We start from the raw sequence: 24,116 nt of genomic DNA on the forward strand, positions 1-24,116 counted from the left end.
TAGGATATTAAATAAATGAGAATGTGTCATAATCAAGAAAAATACTTTGTTTATAATGTACATAAACAACAAAAAATAAATCTTAAATGAAATGGGTGATAGAGATGGCTAAAAAAATAATAATCGTAGGCAGTGGAATAACAGCTATAACAGCTATTAAATCAATTAGAGAAATAGATTTAGATTCAGAGATATATCTAATTGGAGAAGAAAAATTTTATCCATATACCAGAATAAAATTATCCAAAAGTTTATTCGCAAGTCTTGAAGAAAATACCATACTTATTCAAAAAAAAGAATGGTATGAACAAAACAACGTGAAAATATTAATTGATACTAAAGTAGTAAGTATAGACTCAACTTCACATGAAGTATCCTTATTTGACGGCAGTAAACTTAATTACGATAAATTATTAATTGCAAATGGGGCAAGTAATAACATACCTCCAATTGATGGTATAGGTATGAACGGAGTGTACACGCTTCGAGGTCTTAATGACGCTATAGATATTAAGGAAAAACTTAGTGAGGAGACAAACGTAGTAGTTCTTGGCGGAGGAATACTTGGACTTGAAATGGCATTTATACTACATCAGCATAACATCAAAGTTACAATTATTGAATTATGTCCAAGGCTTATGCCTCGTCAATTAGACGATAAGGCATCAGAAATATTAAAAAGTAAAATACAAGCCTGTGGAATACAAATATTAACTAATACTGGTGTAAATAAAATAATAGGCACTGATAATAAAGTAGAAGGGATTCTTCTTAATGACAATGTAGAATTAAAATGTGATATAGTTATTCACTCAACAGGTATAAAACCTAATATGGATCTAATTTTAAAGACTGATATTAAAAAAGAAAGAGGAATACTCGTAAACAATAAAATGCAAACTAATATAAAAGACATTTATGCAGCAGGAGATATCGCAGAGTTTGATAATCAAGTTATCGGACTATGGAATATTGCTATAGCACAAGGCAAAGTTGCAGGCTACAATCTTTCAGGACGAGATGCAATATATGAAAAAATTACCCCAGTAACAATGCTAAATGCTTTCGGCATTTCATTATTTTCTATGGGCTCTATAGAAGAATCACAATCTACGAAAGTATTGTTATATGAAGATATTAATGGAGTAGGTTATAAAAAGATATTTATAAAAAACAATAAGATTATTGGTGCAATTGTAATAGGTGATGCTAGACGGTCACCACTCCTTAAATCTGCAATCGAAAAAGAATTACCATTAGATGAAATAGACTTGTCTAATATAACTGCTGATGAGTTATTAGATAAATTGAAAAAATAGATCATAAATATAATACTTAATGATTTATGTATATTAATTATATTATACAAACAATTAAATAATAGCCAGGGTATTCAACCATATAATGATTGAAATTCCCTGGCATTTTTATTAATTAAATCATCCCGAAATATCGTTAAAACCATTTACCTACATCTTGTAGTATTTCAAAATTTGTTAGATCATAATGAAGTGGCGTTACAGTAACATATCCATCTTTAAAATATATTGTATCAGAATCTTCCTCATGAATATCTTTTGCTGTGCCCTTAATTTGATACTGAGTTTCATTATTTTCTCCAACAGATTCTATATATTTGTTATTATACAATCTACTTCCAATTTTACAAACTTTAATTCCTTTTATATCTTCCTCCGAAAGCATTGGAATATTTACATTTAATACAATATCGTTTTGAATCTTATTTTGGGCAGCCTTAAGCAGTATTTGTCCAGCGTATTTAGCAGCTACATCATAATTTTCGGTATGAAGGTCAAACTCAACCGAAACTGCCATTGCTGGTATTTTATATATAGTCGCTTCAATTGCTGCAGAAACAGTTCCGGAATACAAAACATCTGTACCTAAATTAAAACCTCTATTAATTCCTGATACTACCATGTCTATTTTACCCTCAATAAGTTTATTAATTGCAATTTTTACACAATCCGCTGGGGTTCCATCTACGCTAAAAGCTTTTGATTTTAATCCTTTGAGCTTAGTTTCTTTAACTATAAGTGGCCTTGTAATAGTTATTGAATGTCCACACGCACTTCTCTCTTTATTCGGTGCAACTATGATTACTTCATGATTTTTTTCAAGTTCTTTAGCTAAAGCATATATCCCTTTTGCATTTATACCATCGTCGTTTGTCAATAACAATCTCATTTTCATTCCTCCAATTATTCAATAACATATTTATATTATAACAATAAATATCTATGGGCAAATATAAATTTATATTCTTTATTTTATTTTATATATTATAATAGTTGATATTAAAGCATATGAAAATAGCCTATTATATGGTAAAATGTAGTAATGATACTATATGATGTATTGTATTTAAGTATTATTCTATAACCATAAAACCTACTGTAGTATATATATATAAAAATGGAGGCTGTATTGTGGAGCGTGTTTATAATGATAGGATGACAGAAAAATTTGTAACAGCTAAGAATATTATTAAAGAACAAAATACTGAGATTAAACAACTAAAGGAATTTAAAATGGAACAAAAAGAGCAATTGGACACTATGGGAAAAGCAATGAAAGCACAAGAAGAATTTATTGTTAATATATCCCATGAACTTAAAACGCCTCTGAATGTTCTTTCTGCTACTGTACAGTTATTTAGCATGAATTGCAATAATGGCTCATTAGACAAAATGAAAGATTCAATTGTTAAATATATTAATTCGATGAATAAAAATTGCTATAGATTATCCAAACTTATTAATAATATTGTTGATTCATCAAAAATCGAAACAGGTTTTTTTGAATTGCATTTGTCAAATAACAATATAATAGAAGTAGTAGAAGATATAGTGATGTCTGTAACTAATTTTACTGATAGTAAAGGAATAAATATTATTTTTGATACAGATACAGAAGAAAAGATTATTGCCTGCGACCCAGAAAAAATAGAAAGAATAATATTAAATCTTATATCCAATGCAATAAAGTTTTCAGATAAAGGTGATGAAATATTTATTAATATTAAAACTAAGGATGAGTTTGTTGAAATATCAGTACAGGACAATGGCATTGGCATTGAAGAGAAAAACTTGGAGACAATATTCGATAGATTTAAACAGGTAGATAAATCACTATCTAGAAATACAGAAGGCTCAGGCATAGGCCTTAGCTTAGTTAAGTCGATTGTAGAGCTACATTCTGGATTCATTTATGCAGAAAGTAAAGTTGGCACAGGGAGTAAATTTATAGTTAATCTTCCCTCAAGAATTGTATCTAATGAAAATGTGGTACATAGTAACAAAATATCAAGTAAAAATGAAAACGTAAAAGTGGAACTTTCGGATATTCATTTATAATATAAATCAATTAATAAAAGTTGACTCCTGTGCACAATACAGAAATCAACTTTTATTTCTTTTTCTAAATAAAATGACACCTCTTACTAATAGTAGTAATTTAACGACCTATAGTTTTCTTAACAATATAATTTTTATCATAAATATCCTTTAGATCTTTAGTCTTTACAATTACGCGAGTATACTTCGCAACCAAAATAACACCTGAATATTTAGGAATATTAACAGTTACCTTGCCATTCTTTCCTACTATATAAGTATCAGCTGGATCCAAAACATTTGTAAGCTTAGTTCCTACAGGTGTATTAGAATCCAAAACTACTCCCTTAACATCAGTGCTTTTTCTATTAATAGCTACAACCGCATGATTGTTTTTATCATTTCTCGAATATGCCATTATATCTGCCTTGTTTGTGTCATCAACAGTTATAGGCACAATATCTCCTGTTCTTAGAACCGGATACGCCCTTCTTATATTTGTAAGTTTTGCATACCATTCAACAGTTGACTTATCTCCTTTCCCCCAAATCATTCCTCTTCTATTGTCAGGGTCATCGGCTCCTGGCATTGCAGCCTCGTCACCATAGTATATGGTTGGTGCTCCAGGGTAAGTCATTTGGATTAATGGTATTAATCTAACCTTTTGCAGTGCAGTTAGTGATGGTTCTTCTGCTATTGCCTTAACACTTTTTTGTGCTCCATCAAAATCGGATATTATTCTTTGAGTATCGTGTGAATCCACTAAATTCATCATAGCCTCAAACGCTTCTTTTGGATATTGCTCTCTCATAGCCTCCAGCTGATTCATAGATTGTACAGCGCTCATATTTCCAGTATCTTTATTCTCAACATACCCCAAAACAGCATCTCTAAATCTATAATTCATTACAGAGTCATACATATCACCAAGTAAATATTTAGAAGCATCTGTCCATATTTCACCTACAATAACATTATCACCTTGTCCTTTTACAGCTGTTCTAAAATTTCTCCAGGTTTCATCAGAAACTTCATTTGCAACATCTAATCTCCAACCATCAGATCCATTCTTTAACCACAATTTACTATTAGCATTTTTTCCATCAATTATCTCGTCAGCCCAAGATTTCACATTATACTCTGAGCCATTTAAAGCTTGAATAACTGGCATTGAATCATATCCCGCCCACCCTTCATACGAATAATGCTCTGGGTCTCCTGTTACTTTTTTAACCTTAGTGTTATTTATTACAAACCAATCTTTATAATGTAAATCTGTAATCCCAAGAGATCTCAAATCTTTAGTTACCTGTATTTCAGCTTGCTTTTGTGTTACCTTTTTTAAGTTCATTAAATCATAAACTCTTGACCAATATTGATAAGCTCCAATTGGCTTATTTTTAGACATGTACTTTCCATATCTATCAAAATAAATAGAATCATCAGAAACGTGATTAAATACACCATCTATTATTAAATGCATACCACTTTTATGAGCTTCCTTAGCAAGCTTTACAAATTCATCCATATGACCTAAAAGTGGATCTAATTGTTTGTAATCTGTCGCATCATATCTATGATTAGATATAGATTGTGATATAGGTGTCATATAAAGAGTATTTATTCCAAGCGCTTGTAAATATTTAAGTTTAGACTTAATTCCTTTAATATCTCCACCATACATTTCGTTTGCCCAAACATTATCACCTTTTGTACCTTTATAATTAGGATTAGGTTTTTGCGATCCGTCTTCATTTGTAATAAATTCTAGCGTTGGATCTTCTGGGATACTATACCAATCATTATAAAATTCATAAGGAGTATCTCCTCTTGCAAGTTTTTGTGAATAATCATTACTAGTATCTCCGTTGAAAAATCTATCAGGGAATATCTGATAAACAACTGAATTCTTCATCCAATCAGGAGTTTTAAAGTTTTTATCATATATGTTTAAGTCATAATATCCCACTGTTCCAATTTGCCCAGTCTTTCCTGGTCCAAACAACCCATCATCGTCACCATAGGCTTTTACATCAGAGCCATTTGAAACCACAAAATAATATTTAAATTGCCCAATCTTATTTGATGTTAAATTCCCTGTCCATTTATCAGAATTTACATCAAATGCATCCCCTTTTTTCATATCAACTAACTTAATACCATTGGGAGTTATTAATACAATTTTAGCTGATGTTATATCTTTTCCTGTTTTTAAATTAAAGGTAATCTGTGTATCTGTTTTCGTTGCACCATAAGGAGATTTATACTTATTATCTCTTGAGTTAAAATATATACTATTAAGATTTATAGTATTATCCGATGCATCTGTAAATGTCATTAATGTTGTTGGATCAAAACTAAAATTTACATCTTTAGCATCAGTTGTTACTTCCACTTTTCCAAAAGGATAATCTTTTCCATCTAATACTGCTTTAACATCTGAATAAGCACCTTTTTTAAAAGTAATTTTAGCACCATAGATTCCTGATAGTGAAACATCTGTAAGCTTTGTATTAGCTGGTATTCCAGTACCCAACAAATCTATATCAGCTATCTTATAATAAGTTGAATCAACTATATTATGGCTATCATCATTATACCAAAAGGTTACATCCTCTTTTATTGGTACTATCAAACTAATGTTGCTTCCAGAAGCCTCGCCATTTGCGCCATAATTTTCTGGATCCCAAGAACCCATTGCAATCTTGTACTCATAGTTTCCAGCTGGAACATCTTTTAATGTTAAGCTGTAATTACCATTACCATCATAATTTAGCTTAGTCTTATCTGAAGCTGGATCCCAAGTTGAACTTCCATCTATACCCTGTATGGAACCTGCTAGAACAACTTTTCTCCCTATATTTTTTTGCATAGTAAAAGTAGAACTTTCACCTATGGTCGCTATATTCAATGGATCTTGAGTCAACTTTCCATCAACAATAAAGTTATATTTATAATCTTTAGAGTCATCAGCCACTCTTAAAGTAACCATGAAAATCCCTTTTTTAGCATCTATAAGTGTCATCTCTTTTTTATCAGTAGTAGAACTTGTCATATCGCCTGTGAGATAAACTTGTTTTGCATTTATATCTTGGTAATTAAATGTCATAGTTCCATTTGAATTTAATACAGGACTTTTTAGAACTACTGGTTGCTCTGGCGGTGCTTGAAGTCCTAGTGCTTGAGCTATTTCATAAATACCATTCTTATGTTCTTTCATTAAAGTTTTTGCATTTGTAGGTTCTAAGTCTTTTCCAATGTTGTTAGCTGCTATAAAACTCCCAGCAAGTGTTACACTCAAATCAGATGACGGTAATGGTAACGTCGCTGATTTGACCTTATTGTTAAAAACAGGCGAAATTGTCATGACTAATAACAATGTAAGAATAAGACTTGTAATTTTCTTAAATTTTTTCATTATATCCCCCTTATATTTTAATGCAAACGGTTGCACATAGCTACATACTACATTAATTTATAAATAATTACAATAGTTCCATATGTTTATTTTAAATAAATAATCCCCTTACCTTTTAATTGAGATAAAGAGATTACTTTTATTAAAACTTAAACTTTTCAATTAATTCTATTAATCCGTTAGCTTTATTATTTAAGCCTAGAGCAAGTGAATTCATTAAATTGTTTGATTCTGATTGGTTATTAATTGTTGCTGTAACTTCTTCTGTTGCAGCTGTGTTCTCTTCTGAAATTGTTGCAATGCTATTTATAGAATCATACAAATAATTTTTTTCTTCATCTATTACTTTCATAGCATCCATTGATTGATCTACAGATTCAGATATTTTTGAGATTACTGACTTAATATCATCAAAAGACTGAATTGTACTTTTAACCTGGGATGATTCTTCTTTAAATGCTTCTTTTGCACTACCTGATATTCTAAGGGAATCACTTATAGACGTATTTACCTTATTAATAATATCCTCTATCTCCAAAGAAGCACCTTGTGACTTCTCAGCGAGCTTTCTGATTTCACTAGCAATAACTGCAAAGCCTTTCCCAGCATCACCAGCCCTCGCAGCTTCTATTGAAGCATTGAGTGCTAATAGATTTGTCTGCTTTGTAATGCTATTAATTTTATTTAGAATATTAAGAATTTCCTTTGTATTTTCATTTAATGTTGAAATAGTACTAGACACGTTATCCATTGCTTTAGAATTTTTTTCAGAGGTTTTACTTAAATCCTCTATAACAACTGAACTTTTATTGATAACTCCAATAGAATTGCCCGTAGCAGTATTAACACTATTTAAAAATGAAATACTTTTAATAATTTGACTATTAAACTTATCTGAAATTAAAGCACAACTTGCAGTTTCCTCAGTTTGTTTTGATGATCCTTTAGTTATTTCTTCAACTGCTAAAACGACTTCATTAGAACTTTCATTTATACAACTAGACAAATTTAAAATTTGGGCTGCAGATTCGTTAGTTTCTTTAGTTAATACAGCTGTTAATGAAAGCATTTTTTTAAGTTTTTCTATCATATTATTAAAGTTCTGTCCTAATTCATTTAATTCATAAATAGAATATACGTCAGTTTTAACTGTGAAATCTCCCTCAGAAACACTTCTAGCAACACCAATTATATCATTTATCGGTTTAGTAACTTTCATTGTTATGTATAGTGAAAATATCATAGTTAAAATTAAGCACCCAAAAATTATAGGAATTGACAAAATGCCAATATTATTTGCTGTAGCTGCTAGTTCATTTGTTGGCACCATTGCGATTATCTTCCATGATGTTGAATCATATGTAGAGTCATATGTAGAAACAACTCCATGTATCTTTGTTCCACTTTGTTTGAAATCAAAAATGCCATTATCTGTTTTTTTCACAGAATCCCATATTTGACTACCCACTTTTTCACCTGCAAGCTTTGCATCCTTATGTGCAATGATATTACCATCTTTATCCGAAATAAACATATACCCGCTTTCCCCAATTTTAACATCACGTAATGATGAAGCAAAAATATCCGGATCTGCATTAATAATTAAAACACCTGTATTTTTAATATTATATTTATCTTTTAATACTCTCATAAAAGATATAGTTTTTTCTTTATTCACTGAAAAAGTATTTACGTGAACTTTTGACCATATTGGTTTACCATTCGCTTTTATTACATTTTTATAATCTTGTGTATTTTTAAACTCATCATATTTAACTTTGTCAGTAACATCTGAATTAGTAGAATCAGAATTTGCAGATAACCCCTTTTCATTTAATACGTAAATACTCTTAGCAAACGATGAAGTTCCTCCACCAGACAAATTTTTCAATGTATTTGCTATTTTTGTTTTATACTGAGTTCTTTCATATACATCAGTAGTATCTGCACTTACGTTATCTAAAAAATCGTTATTTGTTAACAATTGAATTGAAATATCTGCAAAGTACTTGTCTATTACTCTAACATAATTCATATTTTGTTCTAGTATTTGAGTAGTTGACGAACCAAAATCATCAGATACCTTTTCCTTAGTAACTTTAAATGTAAGTAGCGCAGAGATTGATAGAGTAACTAATGACAACAATGTAAATGTTAAGACTAATCGTCTAAACAATCCCCCTTTAATTTTCAAATTCTTTATAACCTTATTATTAGATTTGAGCACATTAGATTTAAATCTATTAATTTTATTTTTTCTAAACCACGGTATTTTAAACTTGACATTCCCCATAGTCATTCCCCTTTGTTAAATTTATCTTTTAAATATTTTAAATTCCATAGGGTTTAAAATCAGCCCGTATTTCAACTTTATTTCTTCGCAGGTAAAAACATCTATACCAATATTACCTAGCGATATGTTTACATTATGCTGTTTATCACTATTATTAATAGCTATTAATACATTTTCGCCATTATAGCTTCTTTCAAAAACCAATACATTCTCTTTACAATAAATTGTTTTGTAATCTCCATAAATTAAAGCTTTATTATGTTTTCTAATTGATATCATGGTCTTGAAGTGGTTAAATAATTCTTTGTTTTGTTTTTCCTCATCCCAAATCATACATTTTCTGCACGCAGGGTCATCCCCGCCGTTAAGACCTATTTCATCACCATAATAGATATATGGAACTCCTTGGTAGCAAAATTGGAATGCAATTGCAAGCTTCATTCTGTCTACATTATCGCTGCACTCAGTTAAAAATCTCTTAGTATCATGGCTACCCAATAGATTCCAGAGTTGCCTTGTGATGCTCTTCATATAAAGAGTTCTATTGAATGAAAGTATATCCTCAAATTTTTCTACAGAAATACTTCTATTTGCAAAGAAATCGACTAAAGCAAATTTAAAAGGGTAGTTCATTATACTGTCTAGCTGATCTCCTTTTAAAAATGAAATTGCTTCATGTTGTATTTCTCCAATAATAACAGCATCCTTATTAGCTTCTTTAACTACTTTACTAAAAGCTCTCCAAAAATCATGGTCAACTTCATCACAAACATCCAGTCTCCAACCATCAATTCCAATTTCTTTCACCCAATATTGACCAACTTTTAATAAATATTCTCTTGCTTCTTTATTATGCGTATTTAATTTCGGCATTGCACTTACGTCATCACCAAAAGTATAGTAGGTTACCTTTTCAGTACTAACTGGATAACTATCAATAAAATACCAATCTTTATACTTTGACGCCTCTTGCTTTTGAAGTAAATCCTTAAAAGCAAAGAAGTCACTACCTGAATGGTTGAATACAGCATCAAATATGATTTTTATACCTTTTTCATGGCATTTTTTTATTAAATCTTTTGCTATGCTTAAAGTTCCAAACTGTGGGTCTATGTCATAATAATCTGCTGTATTATATTTATGGTTTGATGAGGATTTAAATATTGGAGTTAAGTAGAGCAAATTAATTCCTAATTCTTCTAAATAGTCTAATTTATCAATAATTCCTTGAATATCTCCTCCAAACATAGATTCAATTTTTACAGGCGTACCCCACTTGTCAGTATTTCTTGGGTTTATACTCTTATCTGCACTATAAAAACGGTCTGGAAAAATTTGATATACAACTGATTCTTGCAGCCAAGTAGATTCTTTATAAACATCTCCTCGAGCTAAATAAGCAAATTGAAAAGCAGTGAATTGCTTTAAAGTTGGGGCCTCATTGCTAAAACCTCTCTCATCAAAATATATTTTATTGTTATTTAAATCAATTAACTCAAAATAATATTTATATCTATTTCTCGCGACTGATATTTCTGCTTCAAAATAATCAAACAGGTTAGCTCGAGCTGTGACTTTCATTTCGCAAGCATTGTATGGATCCTGAAAGTTATATCTATCCTTGTAATACAAATTACATTTTTTAATATCATCTTTCGCGGTCCTTAAACGTAGAACTAGAGTATTTAAATCTTTACCATATGCATAGGGTGGTTCAGTAATATGATATATTGCATACTTATTCATCTTTATCTACCTCCCTTTTATCTGTGCATTAAGAAATAAACAATAATATAACAGCGAGCATTAGCTTTGATTTTAGAAATTTTAAAATCCGTTAATGATTAATATTAGAAACATTTATATTACTTGTGCAATCGTTTGCGTAAATTCAGTTTACTATTAATTTACTTATATGTCAATTTGAATTTTAAAAATAATAATTTTATTTTTAGGCTAAATTTATCTTTCTTAACTGCAACAACTCTACCATTAATAATAACCTTCTCTTTTTATTATTACATCAGTCATTAGTGCAATCCCATGCATAAATTAATAAAAGCATAACCTGCTTTATAGTAATAAAGCTATAAATAAAAAAAACTCTAGATATCTAGAGTTTTTTGAGTTGATTCTCTTTTAATTAATTTTGTATCAATAATATAATTATTGATATCTTCTTTCTCATTTTCTAATTTGTTTATTAATAGCTTAACTGCATAATAACCTAATTTTTCAGAATTGATATCTACTGATGATAATGCTGGATTTCGAAAGGCTGCAAGTGGAGTATTATTAAAACCGATAATTGAAATATGCTGACCCCCCATCTCACTTATGGCTTTTGATGCACCAAAAGCTATTAAATCATCAGTGGTAACAACCGCTGTAGGGCTCCCTTTACTTAAAATTCTTTTCATAGCATCATACCCACTATTTTCTGTAAACTCAGCTACTTGGATCATATTTTCATCCAATTTTTCACCGATATTTTCCATAGCTCTTGAGTACCCCTCTAATCTATTTATAGTTACATTAAGTTTAGGTGAACCACCTATAAATGCTATCTTTCTCTCACCCTTTTGTATAAGATAATTAACAACACTATACATTGCATCAAAATTATCATTATCAACCCATAAAATCCCGTCCGCATTTTCCGGTTTACCTATTACTACAAAAGGATAATTTGCTTCTTTCAAATAAGCAATGCATTTGTCATCCTTTCGAGCTACAGCTAAAATTATTCCGTCAACCCTTCTACTGTTAATTAAACTTGTTATATATTCTACTTCTTGATCTTCATTATTACTATAAGTATACATAATATAATATCCTTTTTTCTGAGCATAATGGCTTATGCCTCTCATAATCTGAATAAAAAAAGGATTAACAAATAAATCTTCATCAGTATTAGGAAGTATAAGTCCTATAGTCTTTGTTGTCTTATTAACTAAGCTCCTAGCTATTGCATTCGGATGATAATCTATTTCTTTCATCGCTTTGTAGACTCTTTGTTTCGTTTCATCACTAATTCTAGGATTATCTGCAATTACTCTTGAAACCGTAGATGGTGATACATTTGCAATCTTTGCTACATCTTTTATAGTTACTGACATGTTAACTTCACTTCCCAATTCATAAAAATATACTACGGTTATTTTAATACTAATCAAGGTAACTCATATACCCCTTGTGATATATACCTTTCTTTTACTATATCTCTTTTTCAAGCATCGCTAATAATTCATCAAATCTTTTTATAGTATCTACGAGCGGTTTAGGTGATGACATATCTACCCCTGCTTTTTTAAGTATACTAATTGGATAATCACTTCCGCCACTCTTTAAGAATCCTATATATCTTTCTACAGCACTTGCGCCTTCTTCTACTATCATTTTACTGAAAGAATTAGCAGCTGCAAAACCTGTAGTATATTGATATACATAGAAATCATTATAAAAATGGGGAATTCTTGACCATTCCATATCTATTCCTGCATCTACTACCATATCAGGTCCGAAATATTTCACATTTAAATCATGATAAATTTTACATAAGTCCTCTGGAGATAATGGATTACCTTGTTCAATCTTTTCATGTATTAACTTTTCGAACTCTGCAAACATGCACTGCCTAAATACTGTAGTTCTTATTCCCTCTAATTGTTGATTTATTAAGAATAATTTCTTTTTCTTATCACTCTCATTTTTAATTTGATAATCTATTAATAAGCATTCATTAGTTATAGATGCAACTTCTGCGCAAAATAACTCATACCCTGAATATATATATGGTTGAGTCTTTCTTGAATAATATGAATGAATAGAATGTCCCATTTCATGAACAAGCGTAGATACATCATTTAATTGATAATTATAATTCAAAAGCACATATGGCATAGTATCGAAGCAGCCCCAAGAATACGCTCCAGAACGTTTGCCCTTATTTTGGAAAACATCAACCCAGCCTTCATTAATTCCTTCTTTGAAAATATCTAAATATTCCTTTCCTAATGGTTTAATGCCCTCAAGTGCTATTTTAACGGCGTCTTCATATTCAATGTGACTTTCCTCTGCATCAACAATTGGTACATATAAATCATACATATGAATCTCATCAAGCCCTAGAAGCTTTTTCTTAATACTTACATACTTATGAAGAGACGATAAATTGTTATTTATAGTATCAACTACATTATCATAAACTTCTACTGGAATATTATTTGGATCTAAAGAACTTTCGAGTGCACATGAATAATTTCTTGTTTTAGCATTAAATATAAAATTCTTTATGGAAGAGGTTAAAGATGCTGTTAAAGTATTACTAAATCCTTTATATGTTGAAAATAATGTTTCAAAAGCATCTTTTCTTACTCTTCTATCCTTTGATTTTATAAAATTACTATAGTTACCTTCAGTTAATTCAATCTCATTACCTTTTTCATCTTTTATACAAGGAAATGTCATATCTGCATTTGTAAGCATTCCAAATATGTTCCCTGGTGCGCTTAAACAATCACTAACAGACGCCAAAAGCTTTTCTCCCTCTGCACTCAGAGTATGTTCCTTTTGACTTATAATATCTGCTAAATAAAATTCATATAATTTAAGCTTTGGTAGCTTAATAATTGCCTCATCAACTGCTCTCTCAGGTAATGATAACAATTCAGGAATAAAAAATGCAGTTGCACTAGAAACTTCTGCGCTATATGCATCAATCTTATTTTTAAGAACTTGAAACTCCGCCTTGCCTGTATCTTCGTCTCCTCTTAAATGTGCATATACAAGCAATTTATCTAAAAGCCTCTCGATTTCTACGTTACTTTCTAAAAATGATAATAACTCCTCAGGAGTGCCTAGTTTCCCTGAGAATTTCTGCATATTGGGTACTTTAGCCTTTAGTATTTCAAAATCTTTTTCCCAGACTGACGAATTTATATATATTTTTTCAACATTCCACTTATATTTACTATCCACTTGATCCCTCGTTTTAAGTTTTTGTACTTCACTCACTAAAATCTCCCTCTTTCTTTTTTAAATTTAAATTTTAACCATAATTTATTTATAATGTAGCTTTATCTGCATCGTAACTTATAAAATAACATAATACAAATATATTATCCTATAATTGAAAAAATAACCATACACCAATAAACTAAGTTAATAAAAGTACATGTGCATTAAGCCATTTTATTACATCCGCAATTACTTCTTCTTTATTAGTTTCATGAAGCATCTCATGACGTCCATCTTTATAAAATTTATAAGTTAAATCCTTAATTCCATGTTTTTCATAAGTCTTAACAAGTTTTAAAGCTCCTTTTCCATTTTTTCCTACAGGATCTTTATCTCCTACAAAAATATAGATAGGTAAATCACTAGGAATGTTTTTAATTTCCCCAACATCTGCTGCACTCTTAAGGCCATTTAAAAAATCATAGAAGAAACCCGCTGTAAAAACAGACCCACAGTACGGATCATCTATAAATTTATCCACTTCTTTATTATCCCGACTTAGCCAATCAAAGATTGTTCTACTAGGTTTAAAAAAATTATTATTACTTCCAAAAATCAATTTATTTAAAGTAATGCTTTTAGCCTTTCTTCCATATCTTATAATCTCTACTTTTGATGCTATTCTTCCTATATCAACAATAATTCCCTGATTGCCACATGTTCCAGTAAGAATAGCACCTTTTAATTCACTCCCATATAAACATATATATCTTTGTGTTAAAAAAGATCCCATACTCTGCCCAAATAAAAATAAAGGTAAAGTCATATTTTCTTCTTTAATAATATCAGTTATCCTATGCATGTCCTCAACCATTGAATTAAAACCATCATTACCTAAGTCTCCTAAAATATCTATTTTTCCCGCAGTTTTCCCATGGCCCCTATGATCATTAGCATACACAATAAATCCATGATTTGTTAAAGCACTTGCAAATTCCTCATACCTAGCTGCTGTCTCTGCCATGCCATGTGCTAGTTGAACTACACCCTTAACCTGTACATCCACATCTGGTGTCCATTTGTATACAAATATTTCTACATCGTCCTTACCCTTAAACGTAAAACTTTCTGATATCATACTATCCCCCCTATTATTTTATTCTTACATTTAACAATGATTTTTTTATGTTGAGAAATAACTCAGCGAAGTGAAAGTTACTTTTCCATGGATTATGCTAACAATATATACTATTCGTTTTAGCATAATCTATAAAAAAGTACTTAAATCGTATTATACCTTTAAATACAAAAAAGCCACACTAGTTAAATCTACTACTTAATAGACTTGATAGTGTGGCTCTCATTTTTTTAGCCATATTTCATGTTTCATATTTACTCTCAACAAAATTATATCACTAAAATACATATTTGGAAAGTAATATTAGGCAGTTCTATAAATTAATATTACATTTTATTTTCTTTTCAAACATATTTTTCCTTATTTCTCTAAAACTTTATATTCAACCTCTATATATTTATCTTCATCATAAAATTTATCAGATTGTCCATAAATCTTAACATTTGTATTTGTGGCATTTTCAGCAATATATTTTGCAGTATGTACAGTAACATCAATAGTTTTATCTATTAAAACAGCGGTTACTGCTCCTGCTATTTTAGAAGTTTTTGAGACTACCTTACCAACTATAGCACTATACTTCTTAGTGTTTTTAGCTAATTTATCCTTACCTGAAATTCCTGCAATAGACGATATAACATTCCCCGTTAGTCCAATACCAAATTCTGCAGTATTACCAACTAATTTTGAAGCATCAAATACCACTTTACCAATAATTGTCATATTAATCACCACACCTATATTCATACTTTTATAAATTATTATACCATATTATTATAAAATTATTACTAATAAATATGGTAAAAATTATAAAATTATTAATAATAACTTTTTATATGCCTTTTTAGAAAACATTCAAGACTGTATAAATCTTTTAAGGTATTGTATAATATATAATGTTATACAAAAATTAGAAACATACTTTATAAAGTATGTTAAAAATATAGAGGTGGAAATACATGATAAAAACTATATTTAAAGGTAGCGCAATGTTAAATCCTGTTCCTGTAGTATTAATTACATCAAAAAATAAAGAGGGTAAAATAGATGTTTTTACAGTAGCATGGATAGGTATGGCTTGTACAAAGCCACCAATGATAACTGTAGCTATAAGGCCTGAAAGACTATCATACGATTACATAAAAGAAAGTGGCGACTTTGTAGTAAATTTACCTACATCCAAAATGACTCGTGAAGTTGATTATTGCGGGGTGCGCTCTGGTAATCAAACAGATAAGATTCATGAGATGAACTTTAAAGTTGATAACGCAAAAGATGTCATAGCGCCACTACTATCTGAATGCCCCATATCTTTAGAGTGCAAAGTTAAAAGCATTACACCTTTAGGTACCCACGATTTATTTTTAGCTGAAATAGTAAATACTCATGTTGATAATAACTTAATAGATGAACTTGGAAAAATACATTTTGAAAAGGCAGATCTCATTACTTATTCTCATGGTGAATATTTTAGCGTTAATTCTAAACCTCTAGGTAAATTTGGTTACTCTGTTCAGAAAAAAAACAATAAATCACATGCAAAACATAAAAAGAAAGCTTGATTATAATAAACACAGGAATTTAATAATTTAATACTCAATAAATTAAACTATTCTAACCATTAGAGTTAGAATAGTTTTTAACTTTTTTGAATAAATTTATACTTTTTAAAACGACTTGAAAAAGTATTTCTGATGTGCTATACTAAATTTATTAAAATAACTTCCGGGAAATTTTTTTAATAACTATGAAATCGTTTAATGTTTACAAACCTATGGGATAATAAATTTACAACTAAGTTAAATTAAATAAAAATAGGGGATGGTTTAAATGAAGGTAAAAAGAAAAATTAGCACTACTTTGGTATATGTTTTTGGCGCACTTAGCGGTCTTTTGTTTGGTTATGATACTGGAGTTATTTCAGGTGCAATTCTATTTATTCAAAAACAAATGCACCTTGATTCATGGCAACAAGGTTGGGTTGTTAGCTCTGTATTACTAGGGGCTGTTCTTGGGGCTGCAATTATAGGACCAATGTCTGATAAGTACGGGCGTAAGAAATTGATTTTACTATCATCAATTATTTTCTTTATTGGTGCACTTGGATCAGCATTTTCTCCAGGGGTGACCACACTTATTTTATCACGTATTGTTCTTGGTATGGCAGTCGGTGCATCATCTGCTTTAATTCCAACATACTTAGCTGAATTATCACCTGCAGAAAAACGTGGTTCTGTGTCAAGTTTGTTCCAGCTAATGGTAATGAGTGGTATTTTATTAGCCTATATAACTAACTATAGTTTCTCCGATTTGTATAGTGGTTGGCGTTGGATGCTTGGATTTGCTGCTATTCCAGCTGCAATTCTTTTCTTAGGAGGTCTTGTATTACCAGAAAGTCCTCGTTTCTTAGTTAAAGATGGTAGGCTTAATGAAGCCAGAGATGTCTTAGATCTAATGAATAAACATAATGAAAGTGCTGTTAATGATGAACTTAACCAGATTAAGAAACAAGCTGGAATGAAAAGTGGCGGAATTAAAGAATTATTCGGCAAATTTGTTCACCCAGCATTGGTTATTGGTGCTGGACTAGCTATATTCCAACAGGTTATGGGCTGCAATACAGTTCTTTACTATGCACCAACTATCTTTACTGAGGTTGGCTTTGGTGTTCATGCGGCTTTACTTGCCCACATTGGAATTGGAATTTTCAATGTTATTGTTACTTTTGTAGCTGTAATGATTATGGATAAAGTTGATCGTAAAAAGATGTTGATATATGGATCTATCGGAATGGGAACTTCATTACTAATTATGAGCGTTTCAATGAAGTTTTCTCATGGGTCATTTACTGCTGCAATTATTTGTGTTATAGCATTAACGGTTTATATTGGCTTTTTCTCAGCTACTTGGGGACCTGTAATGTGGGTCATGATTGGTGAAGTCTTCCCACTAAATATTCGTGGACTCGGCAACTCATTTAGTAGTGTAATTAATTGGGGCGCTAATATGATAGTATCATTAACATTTCCTCCATTACTAAATTTCTTCGGTACTGGAAGTTTATTCATAGGTTATGGCGTCCTTTGTTTTGTTTCAATATGGTTTGTTAAATCTAAAGTGTTTGAAACGCGTAATCGCTCTCTTGAGGAGATTGAAGCTACTCTTAGGGCTCACGCTAATGAAAACGATAGTCAAAATATTTGTAGTTAGAATTTAGAAGAGCTGTTGCACTAAGAAATTAGTACAACAGCTCTTTCTATGTAAAAAATACAAATAAATATTTATAGTTAAATTACCTTTTTATCTAAAAAAAATAATTTTCTCATTGGCAAAAATGCCGCTCCAAGTATAGATGCATTACCTTCTAAATTAGAAAACGATACGTTACATTCTTTTTTATCATAGAAATCATTTTGCTTAAATATTTTATCTATTAATTCTGTCTCAATAAGGCTTTTATATTCTGATATTTCTCCATCAATAATTATACATCCTGGATCTAATATCAATATTATATTCTTAATACCTTCTGCTAAAAATTCTAAATAAGTATTTAATATTTTTTTTGCCTTATTATCTGTTTTAGACATCTCCATAAAATCCTTTAAACTATTATTTTTAATATTATATGCTGTTTTATATTCATCCAGTAATGCTTTTTTAGAAGCATATAATTCCCAGCATCCTTTTTTACCACAATTACATTGTTTACCATCTTTCATTATAGTCATGTGCCCAAATTCTCCTGCACGCTTATTGAAGCCTTTATAAACATTATCTGTAATTATTATACCCGTACCAATACCTTCTGTTATTGATATAAAAACCAAGCTACTTTTAACATAATTAAAATTTATAAATGCTTCTGCATATGCCGATGCATTGGCTTCATTTTCTATAAATATTGGCACTGGGAAATCACGTTCAAAATTTTTAAAGCATATATTTTTCAATTTTAAGTTTGGTGCATTCTTTAAAATTAGCTCCTCTTCATTTACCGTACCAGGTAAAGAAAAACCTATTCCCAATATTTTATATAATGGTATATCATTTATACTAATAATATTATTAATTTCTTTTTTAATTTCTATAATAATATTGTTGAAATCAGCTACCTTATCAGTAATATTAATAATTTTTTCAACTATTATACTAAAATTTAGATTGGTCAAAATAATTCTAACTTGTTCTTTTGTAATAAGTATTCCAAATGAATATCTACAATTTGGTAAAAATCTAACAATTACAGGTTTTCTTCCTCCTGAAGATTCCCCAACCTCAGTCTCATCTAAGTATCCTTCTTTTATAAGATCCTTCACATTGCTTATAACCGTTGGAATGCTTACATTAATAGCTTGAGATATTCTTAGCTTTGTAAGCTGCTTTTCTCTGTATAACAATTGAATTATTTTTTTTTGATTTGTTACCTTTATTGTTTCTTGATTTATAGTTTTTAAATTTTTCATATTATAACACCCATTTCATTATTTTATCTTACATCATAATACTTACTGTATTAATTAATGATCTTTTATAAATCGAAGAAAGTATAGAAGATGCTTTGACTTAATTTAGTAATATACTATATAATACCATAAAAAAAACTTGTAGACTCGTCTTAAATAGATAAGTCTACAAGTTTTTTATATGCTTATACCTCAATATTGTGTAATATTGAGGTATTTACTATATTATTTATTTTTCAGTCTCAATACAGTATCAACCACATTGTTAACTGTAAATCCAAATTCTTCAAATAAAACTTCTGCTTTACCTGATGCACCAAAGTGATCTATTGAAATCACACTTCCATCAAGACCCACATATTTGTGCCAACCAAATGATGTAGCTGCTTCTACTGCAACTCTTGTTCGCACTTTACTCGGAAGTATTGATTCTTTATATTCTATACTCTGAGCTTCAAATAATTCAAAGGAAGGCATACTTACAACTCTTGCCTCTATTCCCTTTGCCTTTAATTCATCAGCTGCCTTATAGATAAGTTCCACTTCTGAACCTGATGCAATTAAAATTACATCTGGTGTTTCTTTTTTACAATCCTTAATTATATATCCGCCCTTAAGAGCTCTTTTCCCAGAACCCTCATATAGGGGCAATGTCTGCCTTGTTAAAACAAGTGATACCGGTCCTTTAGCTTTAGCTACAACATAATACCAACCTGCTGCCGCTTCTTTTGAATCTGCTGGTCTAAATACTGTCATATTTGGTATAGATCTTAGTGCTGCTAACTGTTCTATAGGTTCATGTGTTGGTCCATCTTCTCCAACTCCAATACTATCATGAGTTAACACATATGCTATTGGCAATTTCATTATTGATGAAAGTCTCATTGCACCCTTCATGTAATCACTGAATACGAAGAATGTAGATACAAATACTTTTAAACCACCATGAAGATATATTCCATTAGCAATAGCTGCCATTGCATGTTCTCTTACTCCAAAATGCATGTTTGCTCCAGATCTATCTCCCGCTGAAAAATCTCCTCTTCCCTTCATATATGTTTTGTTTGAAGGGGCAAGATCTGCTGAACCTCCTATTATGTTTGGAACAAGCTTTGCTAATCTATTAATAAGTATTCCTGAAGATTGTCTTGTTGCCATTGGTTTATCGAAACTCCAAAAACTTTCATCGTCTAATAGATCAGTTGCTATTTTACCACTAAACCAAAGCTCCCATTCTTTTGCAAGTTCTGGGTAAGTTACTTTATAGCATTTTAATAACTTGTTCCAAGTTACTTCTTTAACATTCGCTTCTTTATTAAAATTTTCCATTTGGGTTTTAACTTCTTGTGGAATAGTAAAAGGATCATAATGCCATCCTATATTTTCTTTTAGTGCAATAATATTATCTGCTCCAAGTGGTTCGCCATGTGCGCTGGCTTTTCCTTGCTTAGCAAGACAACCATACCCTATTATATTTTTTACTATTATAATAGTTGGCTTTTTATCTTCCTTTTTAGCAGCAATTATAGAAGAATTTATTTCTTCTACATTGTTTCCATCAGCTACCTTTATAACCTGCCAGCCATAAGCTTCATATCTTTTAGCAACATCTTCTCGAAAAGCAATATCGGTACTTCCTTCAATAGATATATTATTAGAATCATACAACATTATAAGTTTTCCAAGTCCTAGTGTTCCCGCAAGAGAAGATGCTTCACTTGAAATTCCTTCCATTAAACATCCATCTCCAGCTATAGCATATGTATAATGATCTATAACCTTAAATTCTGGTTTATTAAACTTTTCTGCGAGGTAGCTTTCAGATATAGCCATACCTACTGCATTACAAATACCTTGTCCAAGTGGACCTGTAGTTGTTTCAATTCCATCAGTATGTTTGTACTCTGGATGCCCTGGTGTTTTACTACCAAACTGTCTGAAATTTTTAATATCTTCTACACTCAAATCGTATCCGAAAATATTAAGTAGTGAGTATAAAAGCATTGACCCATGGCCTGCTGATAGAACAAATCTATCCCTATCTTCCCATTTTGAATTTTTAGGATTATGTTTCATTTGCTTTGCCCATAAAGTATAAGCCATGCTCCCACATCCAAGGGGTAACCCTGGATGACCAGAATTTGCTTTTTGAATAGCTTCTGCTGAAAGTACCCTTATGGTATTAATAGCTAAGTTATCTACATTCATTAGATTTTCCTCCTTATTATTTACCAAAAGTTTCTTTCCAATCATTAGCAAATTTTTCTATTCCAGCATCTGTTAATGGATGTTTTATCATTTGTTTGATAATTTTAAGTGGAACGGTCGCAATATGTGAACCTGCAACTGCAGCATCTGTAACATGCATTGGGTTTCTTATGCTAGCTGCAATTATTTCAGTATCAATTCCGTGTACTTTAAATATTGTAACAATAGTTCTTATTAAATCCATAGCATTAGCATTTATATCATCAAGTCTTCCGATGAACGGACTTACATAAGATGCTCCTGCTCTTGCAGCTAAAAGCGCTTGTCCTGCACTAAATATTAACGTTACATTAGTTTTTATTCCTTCTTTTGAAAGCACTTTAACAGCTTTAAGACCATCACTCGTCATTGGAATTTTAACAATCATGTTTTTATGAATTTTAGCTATTTCTCTTCCTTCTTTTATCATTCCCTTAGAATCTAATGAAATAACTTCTCCACTTATAGGTCCGTCTACAATAGATGCTATTTCTTTTATAACTTCATTAAAGTCTCTGCCTTCTTTTGCTATTAGGGATGGATTAGTAGTTACACCACAAATAACACCCATATCATTCGCAACGCGAATATCTTCTACATTAGCTGTATCAATAAATAATTTCATTTTACGTCCTCCTAGTTCTTGATTTTCTCTTTTAAATAAAGAAATTCAGGTTTTAGTGCTGTATATAATCGCTTATAAATTTCATGATATTTACTATACAATTCAACATTTTCATTAATTGGTTTTTGATAAGTAACCTTATGAATAATAGTATCACAAGCCTCTACTACAGAGGAGTAAACTCCCACACCTACTAAAGCTAAAATTGCTACTCCTAGAGCAGGCCCTTCGCTAGAATTAATAGTAACCACTTCAGAGTTAAACATATCCGCTTGAATCTGCCTCCAAACTTCACTTTTACCGCCACCGCCTGAAGCTCTTACTTCATCCACAGTTATACCCATTTCATTAATAATATCCATACAATCCAAAAGGCTATAGCCTACACCTTCCATTACAGATCTAAGCATATCATTTTTGTTATGTCTTGCATTAAGACCAAAGAATACCCCTCTAGCATAAGGGTCTAAATGCGGAGTTCGTTCACCCATAAGGTAAGGTAAGTACATTAACCCATCAACACCTGGTTTTGCAGATTCAGCCTCACGATTCAGCTCTTCGTATACATCAATACCCGAAGAATCAGCATTTTGATTTTCTAAACCACATAAATTATCTTTAAACCATTTTAAAGACAATCCCGCTGCCTGAGTAACCCCCATAATATGCCAAGCACCTGGTACCGCATGACAAAATGTATGTACTCGTCCTTTTTTATCTATAGTAACTTTATCAGTATGAGCAAAAACAACACCTGATGTTCCAATTGTTGAAGAAATAACTCCAGGCCTAACAATACCATTTCCTACGGCACCAGCAGCCTGATCTCCTGCTCCTCCAACTACCTTAGTTCCTTCTTTAAGCCCCGTAAGTTTTGCCGCAACTTTATTAACCACTCCAGTAACTTCTTGTGATTCATAAACTTTTCCAAGTAAATTTTTATCAATATTAAGCTTTTCTAATACTTCATCACTCCATTTTCTGTTAGGCACATCTAAAAGCTGCATTCCACTGGCATCTGACACTTCAGTGCAATATTCCCCAGTAAGCATAAATCTTATATAGTCCTTTGGAAGAAGTATTTTATAAGTTTTTTCATAAATTTCTGGTTCATGTTTTTTAACCCACATAATTTTAGATGCAGTAAAACCTGTTAATGCAGGATTAGCTGTTATTTCAATTAACCTTTCAGCTCCAACTAAGCTTGTTATTTCATCACATTCTTTTGTAGTTCTTTGATCACACCATATTATTGAAGGTCTTAGGACCTGGCCTTCTTTATCAATCATAACCAAACCATGCATCTGACCAGACAAACCTAGTCCTTTAATGTCTTTTATATCCACTCCACTTTTCTGTATTGCTGAGTTTATTGTAACTACTACAGCATTCCACCAATCTTCAGGGTTTTGCTCAGCCCATCTAATTTCAGGTTGATATAGTGGGTACCCCTTGAAAGCACTTGAAATGTTATTACCTTTTTCATCAAACAATATAGTTTTTGTACCTGAAGTGCCTATATCTATACCTAAAACATAAGTCATGTAATTTCCTCCTAAAAAATTCATTAATTAAGAATAATTTTTGTAAATTAACAACATTTTGGAAGCTTCA

Annotated in this window: 16 protein-coding genes; 4 read left to right on the forward strand and 12 right to left on the reverse strand. The window is 30.9% G+C overall.

All coding sequences use genetic code 11. From position 1 onward, the window contains the following. The first annotated feature begins 104 nt into the window (after nt 1–104). Nucleotides 105–1,319 carry an NAD(P)/FAD-dependent oxidoreductase gene (locus KPL37_RS00485; protein WP_216145219.1) on the forward strand — a complete coding sequence of 405 codons (1,215 nt, stop codon included), beginning with the start codon at nt 105–107 and terminating at the stop codon, nt 1,317–1,319. Nucleotides 1,320–1,455: 136 nt separating this feature from the next. On the opposite strand, the gene surE is transcribed toward KPL37_RS00485, so the two are convergent. Beyond that, nucleotides 1,456–2,208, reverse strand: a complete 753-nt coding sequence (surE, locus tag KPL37_RS00490; RefSeq protein WP_216145220.1) for a 5'/3'-nucleotidase SurE — start codon at nt 2,206–2,208, stop codon at nt 1,456–1,458. A gap of 242 nt (nt 2,209–2,450) precedes the next feature. Here surE and KPL37_RS00495 point away from each other — a divergent pair, with 242 nt between their 5' ends. Next, complete coding sequence (locus tag KPL37_RS00495; protein ID WP_343216200.1) at nt 2,451–3,377, forward strand: sensor histidine kinase; 927 nt, start codon at nt 2,451–2,453, stop codon at nt 3,375–3,377. 100 nt (nt 3,378–3,477) lie between these two features. Here KPL37_RS00495 and KPL37_RS00500 read toward each other — a convergent pair whose 3' ends face one another. The 7 genes from KPL37_RS00500 to KPL37_RS00530 form a co-directional block, all read right to left on the reverse strand. Then, nucleotides 3,478–6,774 (reverse strand): alpha-amylase family glycosyl hydrolase, encoded by a 3,297-nt coding sequence (locus KPL37_RS00500; RefSeq protein WP_216145221.1) that lies wholly within the window; start codon nt 6,772–6,774, stop codon nt 3,478–3,480. Nucleotides 6,775–6,916: 142 nt separating this feature from the next. After that, on the reverse strand, nt 6,917–9,067 hold the full coding sequence (locus tag KPL37_RS00505) for a methyl-accepting chemotaxis protein (RefSeq protein ID WP_216145222.1): 2,151 nt from the start codon (nt 9,065–9,067) through the stop codon (nt 6,917–6,919). 21 nt (nt 9,068–9,088) lie between these two features. After that, the gene (locus KPL37_RS00510; protein ID WP_216145224.1) at nt 9,089–10,813 is read right to left on the reverse strand and encodes an alpha-glycosidase; all 1,725 of its coding nucleotides are present in this window, start codon (nt 10,811–10,813) and stop codon (nt 9,089–9,091) included. Nucleotides 10,814–11,172: 359 nt separating this feature from the next. Then, complete coding sequence (locus KPL37_RS00515; RefSeq protein ID WP_216145355.1) at nt 11,173–12,186, reverse strand: LacI family DNA-binding transcriptional regulator; 1,014 nt, start codon at nt 12,184–12,186, stop codon at nt 11,173–11,175. A gap of 97 nt (nt 12,187–12,283) precedes the next feature. Next, nucleotides 12,284–14,083: an oligoendopeptidase F gene (gene pepF / locus KPL37_RS00520; RefSeq protein ID WP_216145227.1), complete on the reverse strand. Its 1,800-nt coding sequence runs from the start codon at nt 14,081–14,083 to the stop codon at nt 12,284–12,286. 142 nt (nt 14,084–14,225) lie between these two features. Next, nucleotides 14,226–15,164 carry an alpha/beta hydrolase gene (locus tag KPL37_RS00525; protein ID WP_216145229.1) on the reverse strand — a complete coding sequence of 313 codons (939 nt, stop codon included), beginning with the start codon at nt 15,162–15,164 and terminating at the stop codon, nt 14,226–14,228. Nucleotides 15,165–15,524: 360 nt separating this feature from the next. Next, complete coding sequence (locus KPL37_RS00530) at nt 15,525–15,911, reverse strand: hypothetical protein (RefSeq protein WP_216145231.1); 387 nt, start codon at nt 15,909–15,911, stop codon at nt 15,525–15,527. Nucleotides 15,912–16,123: 212 nt separating this feature from the next. On the opposite strand from KPL37_RS00530, the gene KPL37_RS00535 reads away from it, so the two are divergent. Both KPL37_RS00535 and KPL37_RS00540 read left to right on the forward strand, forming a co-directional pair. Further along, nucleotides 16,124–16,726, forward strand: a complete 603-nt coding sequence (locus KPL37_RS00535; protein WP_216145233.1) for a flavin reductase family protein — start codon at nt 16,124–16,126, stop codon at nt 16,724–16,726. A gap of 268 nt (nt 16,727–16,994) precedes the next feature. Next, complete coding sequence (locus tag KPL37_RS00540) at nt 16,995–18,374, forward strand: sugar porter family MFS transporter (RefSeq protein WP_216145235.1); 1,380 nt, start codon at nt 16,995–16,997, stop codon at nt 18,372–18,374. Nucleotides 18,375–18,451: 77 nt separating this feature from the next. Here the strand turns inward: KPL37_RS00540 and KPL37_RS00545 are convergent, their stop codons facing one another. The 4 genes from KPL37_RS00545 to xylB all read right to left on the reverse strand — a co-directional run bounded on the left by KPL37_RS00545 (nt 18,452) and on the right by xylB (nt 24,046). Continuing rightward, nucleotides 18,452–19,630, reverse strand: a complete 1,179-nt coding sequence (locus KPL37_RS00545; protein ID WP_216145236.1) for an ROK family transcriptional regulator — start codon at nt 19,628–19,630, stop codon at nt 18,452–18,454. Between the two features lie 225 nt (nt 19,631–19,855). Continuing rightward, nucleotides 19,856–21,838: a transketolase gene (gene tkt, locus KPL37_RS00550; RefSeq protein WP_216145237.1), complete on the reverse strand. Its 1,983-nt coding sequence runs from the start codon at nt 21,836–21,838 to the stop codon at nt 19,856–19,858. Nucleotides 21,839–21,854: 16 nt separating this feature from the next. Next, nucleotides 21,855–22,502, reverse strand: a complete 648-nt coding sequence (fsa, locus tag KPL37_RS00555; RefSeq protein ID WP_216145238.1) for a fructose-6-phosphate aldolase — start codon at nt 22,500–22,502, stop codon at nt 21,855–21,857. An 11-nt stretch (nt 22,503–22,513) separates the two neighbouring features. Beyond that, a complete protein-coding gene (gene xylB / locus KPL37_RS00560) occupies nt 22,514–24,046 on the reverse strand; it encodes a xylulokinase (protein ID WP_216145239.1) in 1,533 nt (510 codons plus the stop codon). Between the last annotated feature and the right edge of the window lie 70 nt (nt 24,047–24,116).

This window comes from Clostridium frigoris (assembly GCF_018861865.1).
Lineage (GTDB): Bacteria > Bacillota > Clostridia > Clostridiales > Clostridiaceae > Clostridium_AD > Clostridium_AD frigoris.